Origin of the sequence: Streptomyces hyderabadensis (assembly GCF_020404845.1) — a bacterium.
Taxonomy (GTDB): domain Bacteria; phylum Actinomycetota; class Actinomycetes; order Streptomycetales; family Streptomycetaceae; genus Streptomyces; species Streptomyces hyderabadensis.
The window spans coordinates 1-20,287 of sequence record NZ_JAIOJZ010000072.1 but is presented as its reverse complement, the minus strand read 5'-3'; the positions used below and the strand labels follow the sequence as shown (position 1 = coordinate 20,287).

The following is a 20,287-nucleotide window of genomic DNA, read 5'->3' as shown; positions in this document are numbered from 1 at the left end:
GGTGCGCCGGGGTCAGGCTCCCGAGGCGAGCGCCAGGTAGACGGCGGCGAAATCCGTGATGGCGATCAGCTCGGCGAGGGTCTCCAGCTCGCCGCCCGCTTCCGGTTCCAGTTCGCTGATCGGCGTGTCGTGGCCGAGGGCCAGGTCACGGGCGTTGGGGGCGGCGGTGAGACCGCCGATGGGGCGGTCGCGAAGGAGCACCACGCGCGCGTGCAGGGCGGCCGGCTCCTCGACGCGGTCGCGGAAGAAGTCGTCGGGGTCGGCGCCCGCGGCGAGTCGCCCGGCGAGCAGGGCGCTGTGTGCGGCGAGCGCCTCGGGCAGGTCGGCGACGACCGCGGGGGTGCCGGACAGTTCGGCGAGGGCGGCGGCGAAGCGGCGGCCTGCGGGCCCGGCTGAGGTGCCCTCGGTCCAGACGACGGGGAGGGATTCGGCCAGCTCGGCGGCCAGGGTCTTGGCGGGGTTGCTGTAGGTCACGATGGCGGGGCCGCAGCGTTCGGCGACGCGGTCGAGCCGGTCGGCGATCTTGTCGACGGCCTCGGGCGGCGCCTCCAGCAGGCCGGTGCGGTCCAGCAGCGCGAGGAGCGGGGTGAGCAGCGCCCACAGGACGCCGGGGGCGGCACCGGCGAGGGGCTCGTCGTGGTCGTAGGGGGCGGTCGCCATCGGGATGAACAGGCCGCGCGACGCGCTCACCGCGTCGTTGAGCGGGGAGCGGGCGGGGGCGACGGCGACGACCGTGCAGCCCCGGCGGTAGGCCTGTTCGGCGAGCAGGGCGAGGCCCGGTTCGGCGCCGTCGGGGGTGGCGATCAGCAGGAGGTCCACGGAGCCGGCCCAGCCGGGCAGCTCCCAGCGCAGGGCGCCCGCGGCGGGGGCGACGCCGGTGGGGGCGAGGCGGGTGACGGGGCTGCCGGCGCCCGCGAGGGTGCCGAGGAGGTCGGCGGCGTGGGTGGCGGCGGCGCCGGGCCCCGCGATCAGTACGGCGCGGGGGCGGCCGTCCGGCTTGAGGTTGCCGACGCCTGCCTCGGCGGCGTGCCGGGCGGCGGTGCGGACCCGGGCACCGGCCTCGGCGGCACCGCGGAGCAGGCCGCGGCGGTCGGCCTCGGTGAGGCGCTCCGGGGCGTCGAGGAGCGATTCGTCGAGCATGGCGGCAGGTCTCCGATCGCCGGGGCGTTCGTTCGGATGCGCGGGTGCGCGGGGTCGTCGCCGGGTTGCCGGTCGCCTGGCCGGCGGTTACTCGGGGCGGCGGGCCTCGTCGACGAGGAGGACGGGGATGCCGTCGCGCACCGGGTACGCCAGGCCGCAGTCCTGGCCGGTGCAGATCAGCTCCGCGTCCTGCTCCTTGAGGGGGGCGTGGCAGGCCGGGCAGGCGAGGATCTCCAGGAGGCCGGCTTCGAGCGGCATGGGGTTCCCTCCGGGGGGTGGTGGGGCGTGTGTGGATGTGCTGGTCAGGGTACCGCCGGGGCGGGACTCGTGCGGGTGGCCCACGTTGAACCCGGCGTTGGTACTGGGGGCGGTCGCGCGCCGGGCGTCGGCCGGGTGCCGCCGCGCCCACCCGTGCCGCCCTGGGGGTACCTCCCAGGCCGTTCAGGCACTGGGGGAGGCACGACTGCCCGCAGCGGAGGCGGCATACTGCCCGCAGCTAGGCGCGGATGATCGCCAGTGCTTCGTCACGCACCTTCGTCATCGTCGTCTCGTCGCGGGCCTCCGCGTTGAGGCGGAGCAGGGGCTCGGTGTTGGAGGGGCGGACGTTGAACCACCAGTCGGCCGCCTGGACGGTGAGGCCGTCCAGGTCGTCCACGGTGACGTCGTCACGGCCCGCGTAGGCGGCCCGGATCGCGGCGAGGCGGGCCTGCTGGTCGTCGACCGTGGAGTTGATCTCGCCGGAGCCCGCGTAGCGGTCGTACGCGGCGACCAGGGCGGACAGCGGGCCGTCCTGCTCGCCGAGGGCGGCCAGGACGTGGAGGGCGGCCAGCATGCCGGTGTCGGCGTTCCAGAAGTCGCGGAAGTAGTAGTGCGCGGAGTGCTCGCCGCCGAAGATGGCGCCGGTCCTGGCCATCTCGGCCTTGATGAAGGAGTGGCCCACGCGCGTGCGTGCCGGTGTACCGCCGTTCTCGCGCACGACCTCGGGGACGGACCAGGAGGTGATCAGGTTGTGGATGACGGTGCCCTTGCCGCCGTTGCGGGCCAGTTCGCGGGCGGCCACGAGGGCGGTGACGGCCGACGGGGAGACCGGGTCGCCGTTCTGGTCGACGACGAAGCAGCGGTCGGCGTCGCCGTCGAAGGCGAGGCCGAGGTCGGCGCCCTCCTCGCGAACCCGCCGCTGGAGGTCGACGAGGTTGGCCGGGTCGAGCGGGTTGGCCTCGTGGTTGGGGAAGGTGCCGTCCAGTTCGAAGTACATCGGCACGAGGTCGAGGGGCAGGCCGGCGAAGACCGAGGGGACGGTGTGGCCGCCCATGCCGTTGCCCGCGTCGACGACCACCTTCAGGGGGCGGATGCCGGTGAGGTCGACCAGGGAGCGCAGGTGGGCGGCGTAGTCGGCGAGCGTGTCGCGCCGGGTGACGGTGCCGGGGCGGGCGGACGGCTCCGGGGCGCCGGCCTCGCTCCAGCGCTCCACCAGGGCGCGGATCTCGGCCAGGCCGGTGTCCTGGCCGACCGGGGCGGCGCCCGCGCGGCACAGCTTGATGCCGTTGTACCGCGCGGGGTTGTGCGAGGCCGTGAACATGGCGCCCGGCAGGTTCAGCGCGCCGGAGGCGTAGTACAGCTGGTCGGTGGAGCACAGGCCGATCTCGGTCACGTCGGCGCCGCGGGCCGCCGCGCCGCGCGCGAAGGCGCCGGACAGGGCCGGGGACGAGGGCCGCATGTCGTGGCCGACCACGACGGCGCCCGCGCCGGTCAGCTCGACGAAGGCCGCGCCGAACAGCTCGGCCAGCGACTCGTCCCACTGGTCCGGGACGACACCGCGCACGTCGTACGCCTTCACGATCTGCGACAGATCAGCAGCCACGGCCAACCTTCCTGAAAGTCCTGTCGGAGCCCACAAACTACCCGTAGGGACCGGTGGGCCGCCCGGAAGGTTCCCTCAGGTCAGGGCAGCATCCAGCCCAGCACGGCCGTGGACTGTCCGACCACGATCAGGCACATGACCAGCAGCAGGCCCAGGCTCCAGGGCAGCACCTTGCGCAGCAGGTCGCCCTCGCGGCCCGCGAGCCCGACGGCGGCGCAGGCGATGGTGAGGTTCTGCGGGGAGATCATCTTGCCGAGGACGCCGCCGGAGCTGTTGGCGGCGGCGAGCAGTTCGGGCGAGAGTCCGGACTCCCGCGCGGCGGTCACCTGGAGGGCGCCGAAGAGCGCGTTGGCGGAGGTGTCCGAGCCGGAGACGGCGACGCCGAACCAGCCCAGCACCGGGGAGAGGAAGGCGAGTCCGGCACCGGCCGCGGCGACGAAGTGGCCGATGGTGGCGGCCTGCCCGGAGAGGTTCATGACGTAGGCCAGGGCGAGGACCGAGGTGACGGTGAGGATCGCGAAGCGCAGTTCGTGCACGGTCGCGAGCCACTCCTTGACCGCCACGCGCGCGTGCACGCCGAGGACGACGGCGGTGGCCAGTCCGGCGAACAGCACGAGGGTGCCGCCGGTGGAGACGATCGGCCAGGAGAAGACGTTGCCGCCGACCGGCTTGCCCTCGGGGTCGACCACGTCGAGGAACGGCCAGTCGTAGGACTGCGTGGCCTTCGCCAGCCAGTCCTTGACCGCCGGGATCTGCGCCACCGAGAAGACGGCGACGATCAGCGCGTACGGCGCGTAGGCGCGCACCACCTCACGGGCGGAGTCGTCCTCGTCGAGTTCCTCGCTGCGAACGCCGGTCAGCACGGACGCCCGTACGGGCTCGGCGGCGGGCCTGCGGGCGTGCGGTACGGCGACCAGCGCGCCGGCGCCGATCAGGGCGGCGGCGATGTCCGCGAGCTGGGCGGAGACGTAGTTGGAGGCGACGAACTGGGCGAGGGCGAAGGCGACCCCGCAGGCCAGCGCGGGGATCCAGGTCTCGCGCAGGCCGCGCCGCCCGTCCACCAGGGCGACCAGGAGCAGCGGTACGACGAGGGCCAGCAGAGGCGTCTGGCGGCCCACCACGGAGGCGACGTCGTCCAGGGGCAGCCCGGTGACCTGGGCCAGTGTCACCACCGGGGTGCCCATCGCGCCGAAGGCGACCGGCGCGGTGTTGGCGACCAGCGAGACGACGGCGGCGCGCACGGGGTCGAAGCCGAGGGCGACCAGCATGACCGAGCAGATCGCGACGGGTGCTCCGAATCCGGCGAGGGCCTCCAGCAGGGCGCCGAAGCAGAAGGCGACGACGAGGGCCTGGATGCGGGGGTCGTCGGACAGCCGGCCGAAGGAGCGGCGCAGGATGTCGAAGTGCCGGGTGCGGACGGTCATCCGGTACACCCACAGGGCGTTCACGACGATCCACAGGATGGGGAAGAGGCCGAAAACCGCCCCCTGGACGGCGCTGGAGGCCGTCTGGTCCAGTGGCATGCCATAGGCGAGCCCGGCGACCAGTACGGCGGCGAGGAGGCCGATGAGGCCCGCCAGGTGGGCCTTCATGCGGACGCCGCCCAGCAGGACGAGGACGATCACCAGTGGCAGGGCCGCCACCAGGGCCGACAGGCCGAGCGAACCGGCGACGGGTTCCAGCTCCTGCACGTACACGTACGCCTCCCCGGATTCCGCCATGCGAAAGCGGTTTCTCGCCGCTCCCGGAATGGTCGTGTCCGCGACAACGAGGCGTCAATGGGTGTGCAGCAACGGATGTGACCGAGGACACGTGGCGGGACGGACGAGAACCCGTCGAGCGGGGCTCAGTTGTCCGGGGAACGCAGCACGCGCAGGTGGCCGCGGCGCGCGACCTCCATCGGGTCGGCCGTTCGGGCACCGCCGGCCTCGGCCGCCCGCTCCTGGGGCCGGGCCGCCTCGCGCACCGCGTTGGCAAGCGCTTCCAGGTCGTCGCCGCTGGGGCGGGCCGGGGCGGAGCCGTCGAGCAGCCGGACGACCTCCCAGCCACGGGGGGCGGTGAGGCGCTCGGAGTGCTCGGCGCACAGGTCGTAGCAGTGGGGTTCGGCGTAGGTGGCGAGCGGGCCGAGGACCGCGGTCGAGTCGGCGTAGACGTACGTCAGCGTCGCGACGGCGGGACGGCCGCAGGCGGTGCGCGAACAGCGACGTACAGGGCTCACGATGTTGGACGGTACCGCACTCTTGAGCGGGCCGCGACGACTCTCCACCAGGTCACACCCCCGTGTCGTGGCGTGAAACGACCTGAGGACCCTCCCGTACGGGCCCGTTTGACCTGCGCGGACGCCGATCTCGGGGAGTCGGCGCCGCACCGGATGCGGTCACGACCCGATACAAACAACGACATTTGCCTTGAGTTGCACGGTCGCGGAGAGATACGGAATTGAGCCCAACCTTGGCTGGAATGGTCATCCGGCGACAAGCGGAGCGGGCCGCCGCCACGCCGTCCGCGGTGCGGGCGCGGTCGGGCACGCCGCCCGGGCGGGGACTACCCTTCACCAGTGATGGACAACCCCGTGACGCCCCGTGACACCGGCCGCCCAGGACCCCGCCGTCGTGATCGCCACGGCCGGGGCATGCGCGGCCCGGTAGCGCCCCCGCAGGTGCCGCTCGCCGCGAGCCGCGGCGAGGTGTTCGCGGACCTGGTGCAGGACTCCGTGGAGCGCCTGGAGCGGCGCTGGCCGCAGCTCGCCGATATCGACTTCCTCGTCCTCGACGTGCCGCGCCCGGCGGAGGCCGGGGCGGGGTGGAACGACGAGGCGGTCCCGCTCGGGGGCACGGTGCCCTCGCGGGACGGACGGCGGGGGCGGGTGGTCGTCTACCGGCGGCCGGTGGAGATCCGGACCAAGGGCCGGGACGAGCGTGCGCTGCTGGTGCACGAGGTCGTCGTCGAGCAGGTCGCGGAGCTGCTGGGGCTGACGCCGGAGACGGTGGACCCCCGGTACGGGGAGGACTGAGCGGCGGGGCGCGGGCGCCCCGGCCGCTACTTCTGCAGGACCGACAGGTCGTCGTCCGCGTTCGGCACCGAGACCGTGCCCCGGTCGTCGGGGAGGGTCTGGACGGTGAAGGCCGCCACGTCGTCGTCCGAACCCGTCAGGGTCCGGGACGCGTGGACCGGGCCGCCCGAGACGGTCTCGACGGTCAGCGCGTAGGCGCCCTTGAGCCCGGCGGGGACCGGGGCGTCCACGTTCTGGGTGGTGCCGGCCTTGATCGTGTACGTCTTGGTCGCCGGTGTGCCGCCCTCGGTGCCCGCCGACGCCGTGACCTTGACCTGCGCGGCCTCGCCGGGCGCGGACAGGGCCAGGGTGGTGCGCTTGGCGCGGTTGTCCGCGACCGTCGCGCGCGCTCCGACCGGTTCGGTGGCCGGGACGAACGCCGACTCCTGCTCGTCGCCCTTGCCCCGCACCACCCGGACCGCGGCCACGACCGGCACGGCTTTGTCCGTCGGGGTCAGCACCAGCGAACCCGCCTCGCCGCGGGTGACCTCGCCGAGGTCGACGCCGGTCGTCATACCGGCCTTGACGTGCACCGTCTCGTGGCCGGCGGGCGTGAGCAGACCGGACGGCGAGGCCAGGCGCACCTTCAGGTCGGCGTCGGTGCCGCCGGGCGTGAACAGCACCAGGCGCACGGCGGTGGCGTCCTTCGGGATGCCCGGCAGCACCAGCTCGCTCGCCGGGTCCGCGGCCGCGGTCAGCCAGTCGCCGCCGGTCTTGTCGTCCAGGGCCTGCACCGCGGCGCCGAGCCGTCCGCTGCGCACCCCGACGTGCACGGTCAGGTCGTCCTGCTTGACCTCGCTGAGCGTGGACAGCAGCAGGGACTCGCTGCTGTGCGGGGGCACCGTGACCCCCTCCCCCACCGTGGACTTCAGCGCGCCGTCCTTGCCGTACAGCTCGATGTCGACGACGGCCGCCGAGTCGTCCGGGTTCGTCAGGTGCACGTAGTCGGTGCGGCCGGTCGCCGTGCTGGCGCCCGGGAACCAGAACTCCGTGTCCGGGGCGGTGCAGTTGACGCCCTGCAGGCCCCGGCCCGTACCGGCGGCGACCTCCGTGGTCTGCTGGACCGTCCAGCCCGGCGCGTTGCCGCCCTCGGCGGTGCCGATCAGCGCGGGGGTGTCGGCGCCGGTGGCCTTCCCGGCGACGGGTGTGCCGGGCGCCTTGGGCTGGACGGGGGGCTTCTCCTTCTCGTCTCCCTTGTCGCTCTTGTCGTCCGTGTCGTCCTTCTCGTTCTTCCCGCCGTCTTCGGCCGTCTCCGCCGTCGCGAGTTCCGCGCCGCCCTTCCCGTCCGCGCCCTTGGTGACGGGCGTGAAGGACGTGTAGGCGGTCTCGGCGAGGTCGGAGGTGCTGGGCGCCGGGCACAGCAGGCTGGTGCGCTCCACGGGCAGCCGGGCGGCCGGTGCCGCGGTGTCCGTGCCGGAGTCGTCCGGGGCGGACACCGCCGCGAAACCGGTGATCGCGGCGAGCGCCGTCGCACAGGCGATCAGGGACAGGGTCGTGCGCTTCACTGCTGGCTCCCGTCGGGACGCTCACTGCCCGTGCCGTGGGGCTGCCGGGGCTGGGAAGGGTCGTACGGCGTGTCGTAACCGCCCTGGCCGTACGCCTGGTCGAAGGCGGGGTCGTAGCCGCCCTCCTGAGCCTGCGTCGGGTCGCCGTAGGCGTACGGGTCGTACGGGCCCGCGCCGTACTGCGCGCCGCCCTGGCCGCCGTGACCGCCCTGGTAGGCGTCTGGCTGGTACGGGTCCGGCGTCTGGTACGGCCGCCCGCCGTAGGCACCCTGGTCGTACTGCTGGGCGCCCTGGTACTGCTCGCCGCCGTAACCGCCGTCGTAGGAGCCGTACTCGGCGCCGGTGTACCCCGTCGTGTCCCACTCTCCGTACGCCGGCTGCTGCGGGACCGGCACGGGTGGCGCCGCGGGCGGCCCGGGCACCTCGGCGGCGTCCCCGGCCGCCCCGGGGTCCGGCTCCGCCGGTGCGCCCGCCCCGGACCCGCTCTCCGCTTCCGCCTCGGCCTGGGCGCGCAGCCGCCGCGCCCGGCGTCCTTCGCCCTCGACGGGCTGGGCGGGGACGAGCTCCTCGTCGGGCAGGTCGTCGTCGACGTCGCGGCGCCGGCCGGGCAGGGCGAGGACGACCAGGACGACGGCGAGCAGTCCCTGGGCCCACAGCCAGGCCGTGTGCGTGAACGGGGCGTCGTAGGTGACGTCCAGCCGGCCGCCGGCGGCGGGGAGTTCGAAGCCCTGGGCCCAGCCGTCGACCGTGGTGCGGGTCAGCGGCTTGCCGTCCAGGGTGGCCGTCCACCCCTCGGCGGCGGTGTCGGCGAGGCGCAGCACCCGTCCCTCGGTGCCCGCCTTGATGTCGGTGTGGATCTCCACGGGGCCGGCCGCCACGGGCTCGGGCTCGCCACCGCCGGACTTCCCGGCGCCGGACTCGCCGCCGGAAACGATGGTCGCGCGCGCGACCTCCCGGTCCACCCGCCACAGCCCGCTGCCGTCCTGCTGGCTGAGCCTGCTCAGTCCGGGCGTGGCGTCCAGGACGCGGGTGACCTCGCGGGGCGCGCCCTTGTGCACGAGCACGTAGCGCACGGCGAAGCCGCCGAGCTGGTCGGCCTGGTCGGCGCCGGATCCGGCCACGAGGTTGGCGACGACCTTGTCGAGGGTGCTGTTCCCGCCGTCCCCGGCGGCCAGTTCGCCGTCGCCGAGGCGGACGCCGGAGCCGCGGACCAGCATGTAGTCCACGTGCGCGGCGGATTCGCTGTCGAGGACGAGGGTGCGGGCCTGGTCGCGGGTGTGGCTCTCCTCGGCGACGAACGCGGGCACCTGCACGGGGTCGCGCCGCTCCACGGGGCCGTCGGCGCCGCCGATCATCCAGCCGGCGGCGGCGATCAGCGGGCCGAGCGCCGAGGCGAGGGCGATCAGGGCGGCGACGGGCTGGCGCCAGCCGAAGCTCTGCTCGGCCACCCGGAAGCGCGCCCCGTCGGCGCCGAGGGTCGCGGCGGACAGCAGGGCGATGCCGTAGACGAGGGTGGCGGGCCCGGCCCAGGCGGACCGGTTGGACAGGACCGCGAAGACGAGGGCCACCAGGGCGACGGCCCAGGCGGTCCGGATGCCGAGCTGCCGCTCGGAGCGCAGCAGGGCGGCCAGCGCGGCCAGCACGACGCCGACCAGGAACAGCCCGCCGACGGTGCCCGGGCCGCCGGGGCTGGCGCCCAGCAGGTCGAGGGCGGAGGCGGCCGAGGAGCCGTAGTCGAGCCCGGCCTCGTCGAAGAAGCCGAACGGCAGCAGCGACAGCGACCAGGGCGCGAGCAGCAGCAGCGGGGTGCCGAGCTGGGCGAGGAAGCGCAGACCGTACGCCGTGATCTCGCCCCGCCGCAGGGCGAGGACGCCGACGCCGAGGACCAGCGCGACGGGCCACACGACGGGCGTGAAGGCGGTGGTGATCGTCAGCAGCAAGGCGTACGCCCAGGTGGCGCGCCAGCTGCCCCGGGCGCCGGAGGAGCTCGCCAGCCCGGACGCCGCGACGCCCGCGCGCGCGATGAGCGGCAGCAGCACGGCGAGGACGGCGGTGCCGATGCGGCCGCCGGCGAGGGCGCCGGTGGCGGCGGGCAGGAAGGCGTAGGCCACGGCGGCCCAGGCACGCAGCAGCCGGGACGGGACCAGCGGGCGTGAGGCGAAGTACGCGGTGGCTCCGGCCAGCGGCACCGAGCAGACCAGCAGCAGGGTGACGGCGAGTCCGGTGGAACCGAGCAGCACGGAGGCGAGGGTGGCGACGATCGCGAGGTAGGGCGGCGCGGAGGCGGTGCCGCCGGTGCCGACGGTGTGCCAGGCGTCCGCGTACCGCGACCACAGCTCGCCGGCGCCGGCCGGTGCGGGCAGCAGCGCGCCGCCCGCCAGGGCGCCGCCGCCCAGGAGCGCGCGGCAGGCGGCCAGCGAGACGAGCAGCAGCACCAGGAAGAGCACCGGTCCCGGCTTGCGGGCGATGCGCTTGAGGCGGGCGAACTGCTCGATCTCCAGGAAGTCGGCGTCGTCGCCGCCGGGTCCGGACTCGATGGCGCCGCCGTGCCGTCCGGCGCCCGCGGCCTCGGCCTCGGAGCTGCCGAAGAGGTCACCGGCGACCTGCTCGACGGTGGCGCGGACGGTCGCGCCGGGGGGCGGGAACAGGGGCCGCAGTTCGTCCTTCTCGACCTGTGGACGGCCGCGTTCGCGCCGGCCGGCCAGGATCCGCTCGGGGCGCAGCAGGACGCTCAGCAGGCCCCGGATCTCGTCGAGGGCCTGACCGGGGACCTTGCCGACGAGGTAGGCGACGGTGCGCAGCAGCGTGCCGAGGACGACGCGCAGCAGCACCCAGGGCAGGGCGGCGGTGCGGACGTTGACGAGGAGGGTGTGGACGGCGCCGGCCTTGTCCACCTTGTGCGGTGAGGCGGTGCTGCGGCCCGCGCAGTCGACCGCACGGCGCTCGCGCGAGGCCGCCTCGGCGTGGCGGACGACCGCCTCCGGGGCGACGAGGACGCGCAGTCCGGCGGCGTGGGCGCGCCAGCACAGGTCGACGTCGTCACGCATCAGGGGCAGCCGGCGGTCGAATCCGCCGAGCCGCTCGAAGACGTCGCGCCGGATCAGCATGCCCGCGGTGGACACCGACAGGACGGTCCTGACGTGGTCGTGCTGGCCCTGGTCCTGCTCGCGGCGGTCCAGGCCGGTCCAGCGGCGGCCGGAGTTGGCGATCGAGACGCCGACCTCCAGCAGCTGCCTGCGGTCGTACCAGCCGCGGAGTTTGGGGCCGACGACCGCGACGTCCTCGCGGCCGAGTTCGTACTCGGTGTCCACGACGCGCAGCAGCTGGGCGAGGGCCTCGGGTTCGGGGGCGCAGTCGTCGTGCAGCAGCCACAGCCACTGGACCGGCTCTCCGTGGGGCAGCTCCGGCAGGTCGTAGGCGTCATCGCGCCAGGAGCGGGTGACCGGGTCCCAGCCGCTGGGCCGCTTCAGGTACGGCAGGTCCTCGGGAGTGAGGACCGGGGCGGTGCGGGCGGCCTCCTCGACGGCCTGGCCGAAGCCGGTGCGCCGGGCGAGGTGGACCACGCGGTCGTCGCCGAGGGCTTCGGCGACCAGCCGGGAGGAGTCGTCGGCGCTGCCGGTGTCGGCGGCCACGGCGTACTGGACGGGGCGCTCCTGGCCGAGCAGCCCGGCGAGCGCGTCGGGCAGCCAGCGGGCTCCGTCGTGGGCGACGAGGACCGCGGTCACCACGTGACGCGGGAACTCAGGTGTGGCAGCGGGATCGTGCTGGGCTGCCGTGTGACTCTGCACGGACATCGAGGTACGGGCCCCGGTTCGGTGGACTGCGGTGGACGCCCGTGCCTGTGGGAACGGCGGGGCGTCTCGGACGAGCGCCCACACTATCGGCTGGACACAGGGGCGGCCCGCCGCCTGTGGACAACCCACCGGCGACGGGCCGTTCCCGCTGCTGGGACCGTTTCTGCCGTCGCGTCAGACAGCGGCCGTCAGACCGCGGCCGTCAGACCGCCGCCTTCTTCAGCCGGCGGCGCTCCCGCTCGGACAGGCCGCCCCAGATGCCGAAGCGCTCGTCGTTGGCCAGGGCGTACTCGAGGCATTCGGAGCGGACCTCACAGGCGAGACAGACCTTCTTGGCCTCGCGGGTGGAGCCGCCCTTCTCGGGGAAGAAGGACTCGGGGTCGGTCTGGGCGCACAGTGCGCGCTCCTGCCAGCCGAGTTCCTCGTCCGCGTCGTCGACCAGCAGTTGCTGCACCAGCTCGGTCATGTGCGCCCCTCGTCTGTCTTTCGCGTCCCCGTGATCTAGCCGTTACCGATTCCGGCTGAACGACACGAGTGAAATTACAAGTGTGCTGCTCCGGGCGAGTCAAGCCGAGATCTGCTATTGGGCCCCTTATTCACTCTGCGGAACCAAGGCCGTGCAGTAAGTGTTCAAATCGCCATAAACCTTGACATACCAAAGAGGCCCGCCGGGACACCCGTCCTGATGCACACCTGCACCAGGAAGGACGCCCCGGCGTTCGATCCCGTTCCGATACACGCGCCGAAGCGAACCTGATCACATTCGGATCACGGGATCGCAACGGGGGTTGTGCGCCCGGCTTGTGCGCCATGTGTCCCGGAAGCCGTCTGAGCAAACCTTTCGCCAGCGCGATCAACCGGATGAGGTGAAACATGTCCCACATAACGGGCATCGAGTTGACAGTGCTGGTGTGAACCGCTGTCCTTGGGGGCATGCTCGCGAACTTGGCGCTCACCTCGACCCGCACCGCCGGGTCCCACGGTGCTGCCCGCGCTCGCTGTAGCTGTTGCCGCTGTTCCAGCTGTTGAGCCGACCGCGCTCCGGCTGTTCCCGGGTCCACGCGACCCGACTGTTCCACTCCCGCCCCACCAGGGCGTTCTTCGTTCATTCGCTCCGCTTGCCGCACTCTTCCGCCGAGGAACCACCGCACCCATGAACAGCGACAGCGACCTCCAGATCGCCGGCGACATCCTCGAAGTCCCCCACCTGCTCCAGGCTCCGCGCGAGCACCCGGCCACCGTGGCCGAGTTCGCCGGTCTGCTCTGCTCCCTCGCCGCCGACCGCTCCTCGTGGGAGCACCTCGTCCGGTACGACGCGACGACCCGCTGGTACCACCGGCTGCGCACCGGGCCCGGGTACGAGGTCTGGCTCCTGTCCTGGCTGCCGGGACAGGGCAGCGGACGGCACGACCACGGCCCCTCCGCCGGGGTGTGGACGGTCCTGGAGGGCACCCTCACCGAGCGCGCGGAGCGCGGCACGCACGCGTGGACCGCCGGTACGCAGCGGGTGTTCGCGCCGGGGTACGTGCACGAGGTGGTCAACGACACGCTGGAGCCCGCGGTCAGCCTGCACGTCTACCACCCCGGCCTGACCGAGATGCCCATGCACTCCCCGCGGTGCTCGGCCGCCGCGGTGGCCGAGGAGGCCGGCACCGCCGCGGACACCGACGCCGACGCCGCACCGGGCACGGTGACGACTGGCTGACGCACTGTCGTACCCGCCTGCAAGACTGGGGCCATGCGCATTGTGGTTCTGGCAGGCGGCATCGGTGGTGCCCGGTTCCTGCGCGGTCTCAAGCAGGCCGCGCCCGACGCGGACATCACGGTCATCGGCAACACCGGGGACGACATCCACCTCTTCGGGCTCAAGGTCTGCCCGGACCTCGACACGGTGATGTACACGCTCGGCGGCGGCATCAACGAGGAGCAGGGCTGGGGACGGGCCGACGAGACCTTCCACCTCAAGGAGGAACTGGCGGCGTACGGCGTCGGCCCCGAGTGGTTCGGCCTCGGCGACCGCGACTTCGCCACGCACATCGTGCGGACGCAGATGATCACCGCGGGCTTTCCGCTCAGCGCGGTGACCGAGGCGCTGTGCGACCGCTGGAAGCCCGGTGTGCGGCTGATCCCGATGACCGACGACCGCGTGGAGACGCACGTGGCGGTCGAGCTGGACGGGGAGCGCAAGGCGGTCCACTTCCAGGAGTACTGGGTGCGGCTGCGCGCCTCCGTGCCCGCCGAGGCGGTCGTGCCGGTCGGCGCGGAGCAGGCCAAGCCGGCCCCGGGTGTCCTGGAGGCGCTCGCCGAGGCGGACGTCATCCTCTTCCCGCCGTCCAACCCGGTCGTCTCCGTGGGCACGATCCTCGCCGTTCCCGGCATCCGCGAGGCGATCGCCGACGCCGGGGTGCCGGTGGTGGGCCTGTCCCCCATCGTCGGGGACGCGCCGGTGCGCGGGATGGCCGACAAGGTGCTCGCCGCGGTCGGTGTGGAGTCCACGGCCGCCGCGGTCGCCGAGCACTACGGCTCGGGCCTGCTCGACGGCTGGCTGGTCGACACGGTCGACGCGGACGCCGTCACCCGGGTGAAGGCGGCCGGCATCCTCTGCCGCGCCGTACCGCTGATGATGACCGGCCTCGACGCCACGGCGCAGATGGCCCGGGAGGCGCTGGCGCTGGCGGAGGAGGTGCGGGAGGCATGAGCGAGGAGACACGCGACGACGCCCCCGCCCGCGGGGCCGGCTACCGCGTGTGGGCCCTGCCCGGCCTGCCCGAGGTGCGTCCGGGCGACGACCTGGCCAAGCTGATCGCGGCCGCCGAGCCCGCCCTGGCCGACGGGGACGTGCTGCTCGTCACGTCCAAGATCGTCTCCAAGGCCGAGGGCCGGGTCGTCGAGGCCGCCGACCGGGAGGCCGCGATCGACGCGGAGACCGTCCGGGTGGTGGCCCGGCGCGGCTCGCTGCGCATCGTGGAGAACCGTCAGGGCCTGGTCATGGCGGCGGCCGGCGTCGATGCCTCCAACACCCCGGCCGGGACGGTGCTGCTGCTGCCCGAGGACCCCGACGCCTCAGCGCGCGGCATCCGCGAGGGCCTGCGCGACACGCTGGGCGTGGACGTCGGCGTCATCGTCACCGACACCTTCGGGCGCCCCTGGCGGTCCGGGCTCACGGACGTGGCGATCGGTGCCGCGGGCGTCCGCGTCCTCGACGACCTGCGCGGCGGCACGGACGCGTACGGCAATCCGCTCGCCGCCACCGTCGTCGCCACCGCCGACGAGCTGGCCGCCGCGGGCGACCTGGTCAAGGGCAAGGCCGCCGGCCTGCCCGTCGCCGTCGTGCGCGGGCTGCCGCAGGCGGTCACCGAGGACGACGGCGAGGGCGCGCGGGCGATGGTGCGCGGCGCGCGCGACGACATGTTCCGCCTCGGCACCTCGGAGGCGGTACGGCAGGCGGTCACCCAGCGGCGTACGGTACGGGCCTTCACGGACGCGCCGGTCGACCCCGGTGCCGTGCGCCGGGCGGTGGCCGCGGCGGTGACCGCGCCGGCGCCGCACCACACGACGCCGTGGCGGTTCGTGCTCCTGGAGTCCGAGGCTTCCCGCACCCGGCTCCTGGACGCGATGCGGGACGCCTGGATCGCGGACCTGCGGCGCGACGGCAAGAGCGAGGAATCCATCGCCAAGCGCGTGCGGCGCGGCGACGTCCTGCGCAACGCGCCCTACCTCGTCGTGCCCTGCCTGGTCATGGACGGCTCGCACACCTACGGGGACGCGCGTCGGGACGGGGCCGAGCGGGAGATGTTCGTGGTCGCCACCGGCGCGGGCGTGCAGAACCTGCTGGTCGCGCTCGCCGGGGAGCGGCTGGGTTCCGCGTGGGTGTCCTCGACGATGTTCTGCCGGGACGTGGTGCGGGAGGTGCTGGGGCTGCCGGGCGACTGGGACCCGATGGGGGCGGTGGCGGTCGGGCATCCCGCCGAGGAGCCGAAGGCCCGGCCGGAGCGGGACGCCGGGGCGTTCATCGAGGTGCGGTGAGCCCTCTACCCTCGTAGGGGCTCTCCCTCCGCCTTTTCCCTTGCTTCCCCCTCTTCCCCTTTCGCCTCTTCCCCTTTCGCCCAAGGACCTCACTCGTGGCAGGACGTTTCGCTCCCCGGTCTCCGCGCGCCGCCGTGCGCGACGGGATACCCCGGCAGGCGCCCGCGCCGGGGCGGGTACGGGTGTGGGTGCCGGACGGGCCGCTGGACCTGGGGCTGGTGCTCGGTCCGCTGCGGCGCGGGCCGGGTGATCCGACGTTCCGGACGATGCCGGACGGGTCGGTGTGGCGGGCCAGCCGGACGCCCGCCGGGCCGGGCACGCTGCGGGTCACCGCACGCGGTGGCGAGGTGCGGGGCGAGGCCTGGGGGCCGGGGGCCGAGTGGCTGCTGGAGCACCTGCCGCGGCTGCTGGGCGCCGAGGACGACCCGTCCGCGTTCGTGCCGCGGCACCGGCTGCTGGCGGTCACCGCGCACCGGCGGCCGGGGCTGCGGCTGGCGCGGACCGGGCTGGTGCTGGAGTCGCTGATCCCGTCGGTCCTGGAGCAGAAGGTCACGACGCTGGAGGCGTACCAGGCGTGGCGGCTGCTCGTACGGAGGTTCGGCGAGCCGGCGCCGGGGCCCGCGCCCGGGCGGATGTGTGTGATGCCGGCGGCGCGGACGTGGGCGCTGATCCCGTCCTGGGAGTGGCATCTGGCCGGGGTGGACGACAAGCGGGCGTCGACGATCCTGCGGGCCGTGCGGGTCGCCGCGCGGCTGGAGGAGGCGGCGGGGATGGAGCCGGCGGCCGCGCGGGAGCGGCTGGAGGTTCTGCCGGGGGTCGGTCCGTGGACGTCGGCGGAGACCGTGCAGCGCAGTCACGGGGCGCCGGACGCGGTGACGGTGGGGGATCTGCATCTGCCGGGGATCGTGGGGTTCGCGCTGGGCGGGGACCGGTACGCGGATGACGCGGAGATGCTGCGGTTGCTCGAACCGTATGCGGGGCAGCGGCATCGGGCGGCGCGGTTGGTGTTGCTGAGTGGGCGGGTGCCGGGGAGGCGGGCGCCGCGGATGGCTCCGCGGGGGATTGAGCGGTTGTAGGTGGGCCGGTGTTGTCGCGGCGCCCGGGGTGCGTGTGCGTGGGCGGGTGGGTCGCGCGGCCCGGCGCTGGCAGGGTGCCTCCCCCAGTGCCTGGACGGCCTGGGAGGTACCCCCATCGCCCACCCGTGCCGCCCCAGCGGCACGACTGCCCGCAGCGGGGCGGCGCGCGGCTATGTGGCGTCTGGGGAGAAGCGTAGGGACGCCGGGGGGATGCGGGCGTCGCACCAGATGCGGGCGCCGGAGCGGAGTTCGTTGTCGGCGCCGATGACCGCGCCGTCGCCGATGACCGTGTCGGCGAGGACCGAGCGGGTGCCGACGCGGGCGCGGGCGCCGATGAGGGAGTCGGTGATGACCGCCCCCGGCTCGATGACGGCGCCCGGCAGGATCGTGCTCCCGAAGACGCGCGCCCCCTCCGCCACGAAGGCGCCCTCGCCGACCACCGTGCCGCCGGACAGCTTGGCGTCGGGGGCGACCCGCGCCGTGGGCAGGACCAGACGGTCCCCGCAGCGGCCCGGGACGGCCGGGGACGGGGCGCGGCCCAGGACCAGGTCGGCCGAGCCGCGTACGAACGCGGCCGGGGTGCCCAGGTCCAGCCAGTACGTGGAGTCGACCATGCCCTGGAGGTGCGCGCCGGCGGCGAGCAGCTCCGGGAAGGTCTCGCGCTCGACCGAGACCGGGCGCCCCGCCGGGATCGTGTCGACGACGGACCGGCGGAAGACGTACGCCCCCGCGTTGATCTGGTCGGTGACGATCTCCTCGGGGGTCTGGGGCTTCTCCAGGAAGGCGAGCACCCTGCCCGTGTCGTCCGTGGGCACCAGTCCGTACGCCCTCGGGTCGGTCACCTGCGTCAGGTGCAGGGAGACGTCCGCGCCGGTCGTCTCGTGGGTGCGGACCAGGGCGTTGATGTCCAGGCCGGTCAGGATGTCGCCGTTGAAGATCAGCACCGGCTCGTCGGGCCCCGAGTGCAGCCGGGACGCCACGTTGCGGATGGCGCCGCCCGTGCCCAGCGGCTCCTCCTCCGTGACGTACTCGAGGTGCAGGCCGAGCGCCGAGCCGTCGCCGAAGTACGGCTCGAAGACCTCGGCCAGGTAGCTCGTCGCGAGCACGATGTGCTCGACGCCGGCCGCCTTGGCCCGCGCCAGCTGGTGCGTGAGGAACGGCACTCCGGCAGCCCGGACCATGGGCTTGGGCGTGTGCACCGTGAGCGGGCGCAGCCGCGTGCCCTTGCCGCCGACCAGGAGGATCGCTTCTGTCACCTGTCGTCTCTGCTTCCTGCCGGGACCGGCCGAACTGTCTTTCGGCGGGCCAGTGTATGCAGACCGTTCCGTGGCGCCTTCGATGACCGTGCGGTCGCCCGTCCTCAGCGGCCCTGGTACGCCGCCGCCTTCGCCCGGGCCGTGCCGAGCTTCGCGTAGAGCTGTTGGCCGGGGCAGTTGGTGGCGAAGCCGTCGCGGTGTCCGGAGATGACGTTCAGCCGCACCTTCCTGCCCTTTGGGTAGAGGTTGCCACCACCGGACTTGAGGTATGTCTTCCCGCGCGGATTCCCGCCGTAGAGGCCGACTTTCCACGCGGTGAGCCGGGCGATCGCCTTCAGCGCGGCCGCCGACGGCTTCTGCGAGCTGTACGTGCCCAGTACGGCGATCCCCATGCTGTTGGCGTTGAAGCCCAGGGTGTGCGCGCCCAGCACCGGCTTGGACACGCCCCCGGCGCGGCCCTCGTAGATGTGCCCGCACTTGTCGACGAGGAAGTTGTAGCCGAGGTCACGCCAGCCCGTGCTCTTGACGTGGTAGCGGTAGATACCGCGGATGACCGACGGCGCCTGCGAGCAGCGGTAGTTGTTGCCGGTGGCCGAGTGGTGCACGAAGGCCGTCTTGACCTTCTTCGTGTACACGAACCCCTTCTCGCGCAGCTTCTCGTCGGCGCCCCAGCCGCGGCGCGTGGTGATGCTCGGCCGGGGGCCGGCGTGCGGCGCGGCCCGCTGCCGCGCGGGGTGTGCGGAACGCGCGGGGAGTGCGGGACGTGCCGGGAGTACGGAGGGTTCCGCCCCGCTCCGGGCGGCGCGGTCGCCCGGCGGCGGAGCGCCCTCGCCGGGGTCGACGAGTTCGAGGCGCAGACCGGTGGGGAGCGGTGCGGCGGGCGGGGCGGACCGGGCGCGGCCGGGCGCGTTCTCCGCCCGTACCCGCACCTCGACGCCGTCGGACTCGCCCACCCACAGCGGTGCGGTGCCGCCGCGGACCCGGCCCGAGGCGCTCTCCGGGGAGCCGGGGTCGGCGGCGTGGTCGGCGTTGTGGGTCTCCAACTCCCGCCAGCCGGACCAGGTGCCGGTGGCGGTGGCACGGGTGCGGACCTCGACGCGGCCGTGGAGTTCGGTGGCCGGACTGTCCCAGACGACGCCGACGAGCGAGAAGTGCCGTACGTCCCGGCGGCGCAGGCCCTGTTCGGCCGCACCGGGGGCACGGTCGCGGGCGACGGGGGCGAGCGGCAGCGACTGGGTGGCGCCGGGGGCGTACGCCTCGGGCCGTGCGGTCGGACTCGTCACGGGCGGGGCCGAGGAGGCGGTGGCGGCCGCCGCGGGCGGGGCGAGCGGGAGGGCCAGGGCCGCCGCGCACGTGACACCGGTCGAGGAAGCTAGGAATCCACGCATGCCCTTGATACTGAACATAGCCATATAAATATGTCCATTTGGGATCTGACTGGCCGTAGGTTTCTTGGCCCGAACCGGTGGTGGTGCGGTACGCCGCGCGTGCGGTGCCCGTGGCCCGGCCCGCGTACGCTTGCTCGGGTGAACGCGACCGACCGCACCCCTGCCGACCTGCTGAGTTCCGCGCTCGCCGCGGACCCGGGACGCCCCCTGGTGACCTTCTACGACGACGCCACGGGCGAACGCGTCGAACTGTCCGTGGCCACCTTCGCCAATTGGGTGGCCAAGACCGCGAACCTCCTCCAGGACGAACTGTCCGTCGAACCCGGCGACCGGGTGGCACTGCTGCTGCCCGCGCACTGGCAGACGGCGGTGTGGCTGCTGGCGTGCGCGTCGGTGGGTGTCGTCGCCGACGTGGCGGGCGATCCGGGGGCGGCGGACGTGGTGGTGAGCGGGCCGGAGCCGGAGTCGCTGGCGGCGGCGCGGGCGTGCTCGGGTCCGCGGATCGCGCTGGCGCTGCGGCCGCTCGGGGGGCGGTTCGCGCCGGCGCCGCCGGAGGGCTTCGCCGATTACGCGGTGGAGGTGCCGGGGCAGGGGGACCGGTTCGTGCCGTACGCGCCGGTGGACCCGGAGGCGCCCGCACTGATCGTGGCCGGGCGGGAGTTCAGCGGGGCGGAGGTCGTGGAGCGGGCTCGGGCGGAGGCGTCGGGGCTGGGGCTCACGGGGCCGGGGGCGCGGATCCTGTCGGGGTTGCCGTACGACACGTGGGAGGGGTTGAGCGCGGGGTTGTACGGGCCGCTGGCGAGCGGGGGGTCGGTGGTGCTGTGCCGTCACCTGGAGCGGGCGGGGGCGGGTGTGGTGGACCAGCGGATCGAGACGGAGCGGGTCTCGGCGACGGCCCGGTGAGGTTCTGCGGGTGTGTCGGTGGGCCGGGGTCGAGGTGACGCCGGCGATCCGGTGAACCGGTGCTGACCAGCACCGGGCGTGTGTGTGGGCGCGGGGTGGGGTGCGTGGCCCGGCGCTGACGGGGTGGGGAGCGTGGGCCCGGCGCTGACGGGGTGGGGAGCGTGGGCCCGGCGCTGACGGGATGGGGAGCGTGGCCCGGCGCTGACGGGATGGGGAGCGTGGCCCGGCGCTGACGGGATGGGGAGCGTGGCCCGGCGCTGACGGGATGGGGCGCGTGGCCCGGCGC

The 20,287-nt window shown here is 74.2% G+C and carries 16 protein-coding genes; 6 read left to right on the top strand and 10 right to left on the bottom strand.

The features are described from left to right. Nucleotides 1-12: 12 nt before the first annotated feature. The 5 genes from K7854_RS33715 to K7854_RS33695 all read right to left on the bottom strand — a co-directional run bounded on the left by K7854_RS33715 (nt 13) and on the right by K7854_RS33695 (nt 5,267). Nucleotides 13-1,140 (bottom strand): SIS domain-containing protein, encoded by a 1,128-nt coding sequence (locus K7854_RS33715; protein ID WP_226030357.1) that lies wholly within the window; start codon nt 1,138-1,140, stop codon nt 13-15. 87 nt (nt 1,141-1,227) lie between these two features. After that, nucleotides 1,228-1,398: a Trm112 family protein gene (locus tag K7854_RS33710; protein ID WP_007450268.1), complete on the bottom strand. Its 171-nt coding sequence runs from the start codon at nt 1,396-1,398 to the stop codon at nt 1,228-1,230. A 238-nt stretch (nt 1,399-1,636) separates the two neighbouring features. Beyond that, nucleotides 1,637-3,001, bottom strand: a complete 1,365-nt coding sequence (locus tag K7854_RS33705; RefSeq protein WP_226030356.1) for a phosphomannomutase/phosphoglucomutase — start codon at nt 2,999-3,001, stop codon at nt 1,637-1,639. 80 nt (nt 3,002-3,081) lie between these two features. Then, nucleotides 3,082-4,698: an L-lactate permease gene (locus tag K7854_RS33700; protein ID WP_226030366.1), complete on the bottom strand. Its 1,617-nt coding sequence runs from the start codon at nt 4,696-4,698 to the stop codon at nt 3,082-3,084. A gap of 149 nt (nt 4,699-4,847) precedes the next feature. Further along, nucleotides 4,848-5,267: a DUF3499 domain-containing protein gene (locus tag K7854_RS33695; protein WP_052843574.1), complete on the bottom strand. Its 420-nt coding sequence runs from the start codon at nt 5,265-5,267 to the stop codon at nt 4,848-4,850. A gap of 294 nt (nt 5,268-5,561) precedes the next feature. Here K7854_RS33695 and K7854_RS33690 point away from each other — a divergent pair, with 294 nt between their 5' ends. Next, complete coding sequence (locus K7854_RS33690) at nt 5,562-6,014, top strand: metallopeptidase family protein (RefSeq protein ID WP_226030365.1); 453 nt, start codon at nt 5,562-5,564, stop codon at nt 6,012-6,014. Nucleotides 6,015-6,040: 26 nt separating this feature from the next. Here the strand turns inward: K7854_RS33690 and K7854_RS33685 are convergent, their stop codons facing one another. The 3 genes from K7854_RS33685 to K7854_RS33675 form a co-directional block, all read right to left on the bottom strand. Further along, the gene (locus K7854_RS33685) at nt 6,041-7,558 is read right to left on the bottom strand and encodes a DUF5719 family protein (RefSeq protein WP_226030355.1); all 1,518 of its coding nucleotides are present in this window, start codon (nt 7,556-7,558) and stop codon (nt 6,041-6,043) included. Continuing rightward, nucleotides 7,555-11,352: a glycosyltransferase gene (locus K7854_RS33680; protein ID WP_226030354.1), complete on the bottom strand. Its 3,798-nt coding sequence runs from the start codon at nt 11,350-11,352 to the stop codon at nt 7,555-7,557. Before K7854_RS33680 ends, K7854_RS33685 begins: the two co-directional genes overlap by 4 nt. Before the next feature lie 202 nt (nt 11,353-11,554). Next, the gene (locus tag K7854_RS33675; RefSeq protein ID WP_003975777.1) at nt 11,555-11,818 is read right to left on the bottom strand and encodes a WhiB family transcriptional regulator; all 264 of its coding nucleotides are present in this window, start codon (nt 11,816-11,818) and stop codon (nt 11,555-11,557) included. Nucleotides 11,819-12,505: 687 nt separating this feature from the next. Here K7854_RS33675 and K7854_RS33670 point away from each other — a divergent pair. The 4 genes from K7854_RS33670 to K7854_RS33655 all read left to right on the top strand — a co-directional run bounded on the left by K7854_RS33670 (nt 12,506) and on the right by K7854_RS33655 (nt 16,454). Further along, nucleotides 12,506-13,057: a cysteine dioxygenase gene (locus K7854_RS33670; protein WP_226030353.1), complete on the top strand. Its 552-nt coding sequence runs from the start codon at nt 12,506-12,508 to the stop codon at nt 13,055-13,057. Nucleotides 13,058-13,090: 33 nt separating this feature from the next. Then, nucleotides 13,091-14,050, top strand: coding sequence for a 2-phospho-L-lactate transferase (cofD, locus tag K7854_RS33665; RefSeq protein WP_226030352.1), 960 nt, complete (start codon nt 13,091-13,093; stop codon nt 14,048-14,050). Further along, nucleotides 14,047-15,378, top strand: a complete 1,332-nt coding sequence (locus K7854_RS33660; RefSeq protein WP_226030351.1) for a coenzyme F420-0:L-glutamate ligase — start codon at nt 14,047-14,049, stop codon at nt 15,376-15,378. Before cofD ends, K7854_RS33660 begins: the two co-directional genes overlap by 4 nt. A 95-nt stretch (nt 15,379-15,473) precedes the next feature. Further along, nucleotides 15,474-16,454 carry a DNA-3-methyladenine glycosylase family protein gene (locus K7854_RS33655; RefSeq protein WP_226030350.1) on the top strand — a complete coding sequence of 327 codons (981 nt, stop codon included), beginning with the start codon at nt 15,474-15,476 and terminating at the stop codon, nt 16,452-16,454. A 170-nt stretch (nt 16,455-16,624) separates the two neighbouring features. Here the strand turns inward: K7854_RS33655 and manB are convergent, their stop codons facing one another. Together manB and K7854_RS33645 are read right to left on the bottom strand one after the other, a co-directional pair. Then, nucleotides 16,625-17,710 (bottom strand): mannose-1-phosphate guanylyltransferase, encoded by a 1,086-nt coding sequence (gene manB, locus K7854_RS33650; RefSeq protein WP_226030349.1) that lies wholly within the window; start codon nt 17,708-17,710, stop codon nt 16,625-16,627. 104 nt (nt 17,711-17,814) lie between these two features. Then, a complete protein-coding gene (locus tag K7854_RS33645; protein WP_226030364.1) occupies nt 17,815-19,098 on the bottom strand; it encodes a peptidoglycan recognition protein family protein in 1,284 nt (427 codons plus the stop codon). Nucleotides 19,099-19,236: 138 nt separating this feature from the next. On the opposite strand from K7854_RS33645, the gene K7854_RS33640 reads away from it, so the two are divergent. Further along, complete coding sequence (locus tag K7854_RS33640) at nt 19,237-20,001, top strand: TIGR03089 family protein (RefSeq protein WP_226030348.1); 765 nt, start codon at nt 19,237-19,239, stop codon at nt 19,999-20,001. Nucleotides 20,002-20,287: the final 286 nt, after the last annotated feature.

Bases quoted from the DNA above. Each gene is read 5' to 3' on its own strand.
- K7854_RS33715 (WP_226030357.1), bottom strand. From the start codon at position 1,140: ATGCTCGACGAATCGCTCCTCGACGCCCCGGAGCGCCTCACCGAGGCC.
- K7854_RS33710 (WP_007450268.1), bottom strand. From the start codon at position 1,398: ATGCCGCTCGAAGCCGGCCTCCTGGAGATCCTCGCCTGCCCGGCCTGC.
- K7854_RS33690 (WP_226030365.1), top strand. From the start codon at position 5,562: ATGGACAACCCCGTGACGCCCCGTGACACCGGCCGCCCAGGACCCCGC.
- K7854_RS33680 (WP_226030354.1), bottom strand. From the start codon at position 11,352: ATGTCCGTGCAGAGTCACACGGCAGCCCAGCACGATCCCGCTGCCACA.
- K7854_RS33675 (WP_003975777.1), bottom strand. From the start codon at position 11,818: ATGACCGAGCTGGTGCAGCAACTGCTGGTCGACGACGCGGACGAGGAA.
- K7854_RS33670 (WP_226030353.1), top strand. From the start codon at position 12,506: ATGAACAGCGACAGCGACCTCCAGATCGCCGGCGACATCCTCGAAGTC.
- cofD (WP_226030352.1), top strand. From the start codon at position 13,091: ATGCGCATTGTGGTTCTGGCAGGCGGCATCGGTGGTGCCCGGTTCCTG.
- K7854_RS33660 (WP_226030351.1), top strand. From the start codon at position 14,047: ATGAGCGAGGAGACACGCGACGACGCCCCCGCCCGCGGGGCCGGCTAC.
- K7854_RS33645 (WP_226030364.1), bottom strand. From the start codon at position 19,098: ATGCGTGGATTCCTAGCTTCCTCGACCGGTGTCACGTGCGCGGCGGCC.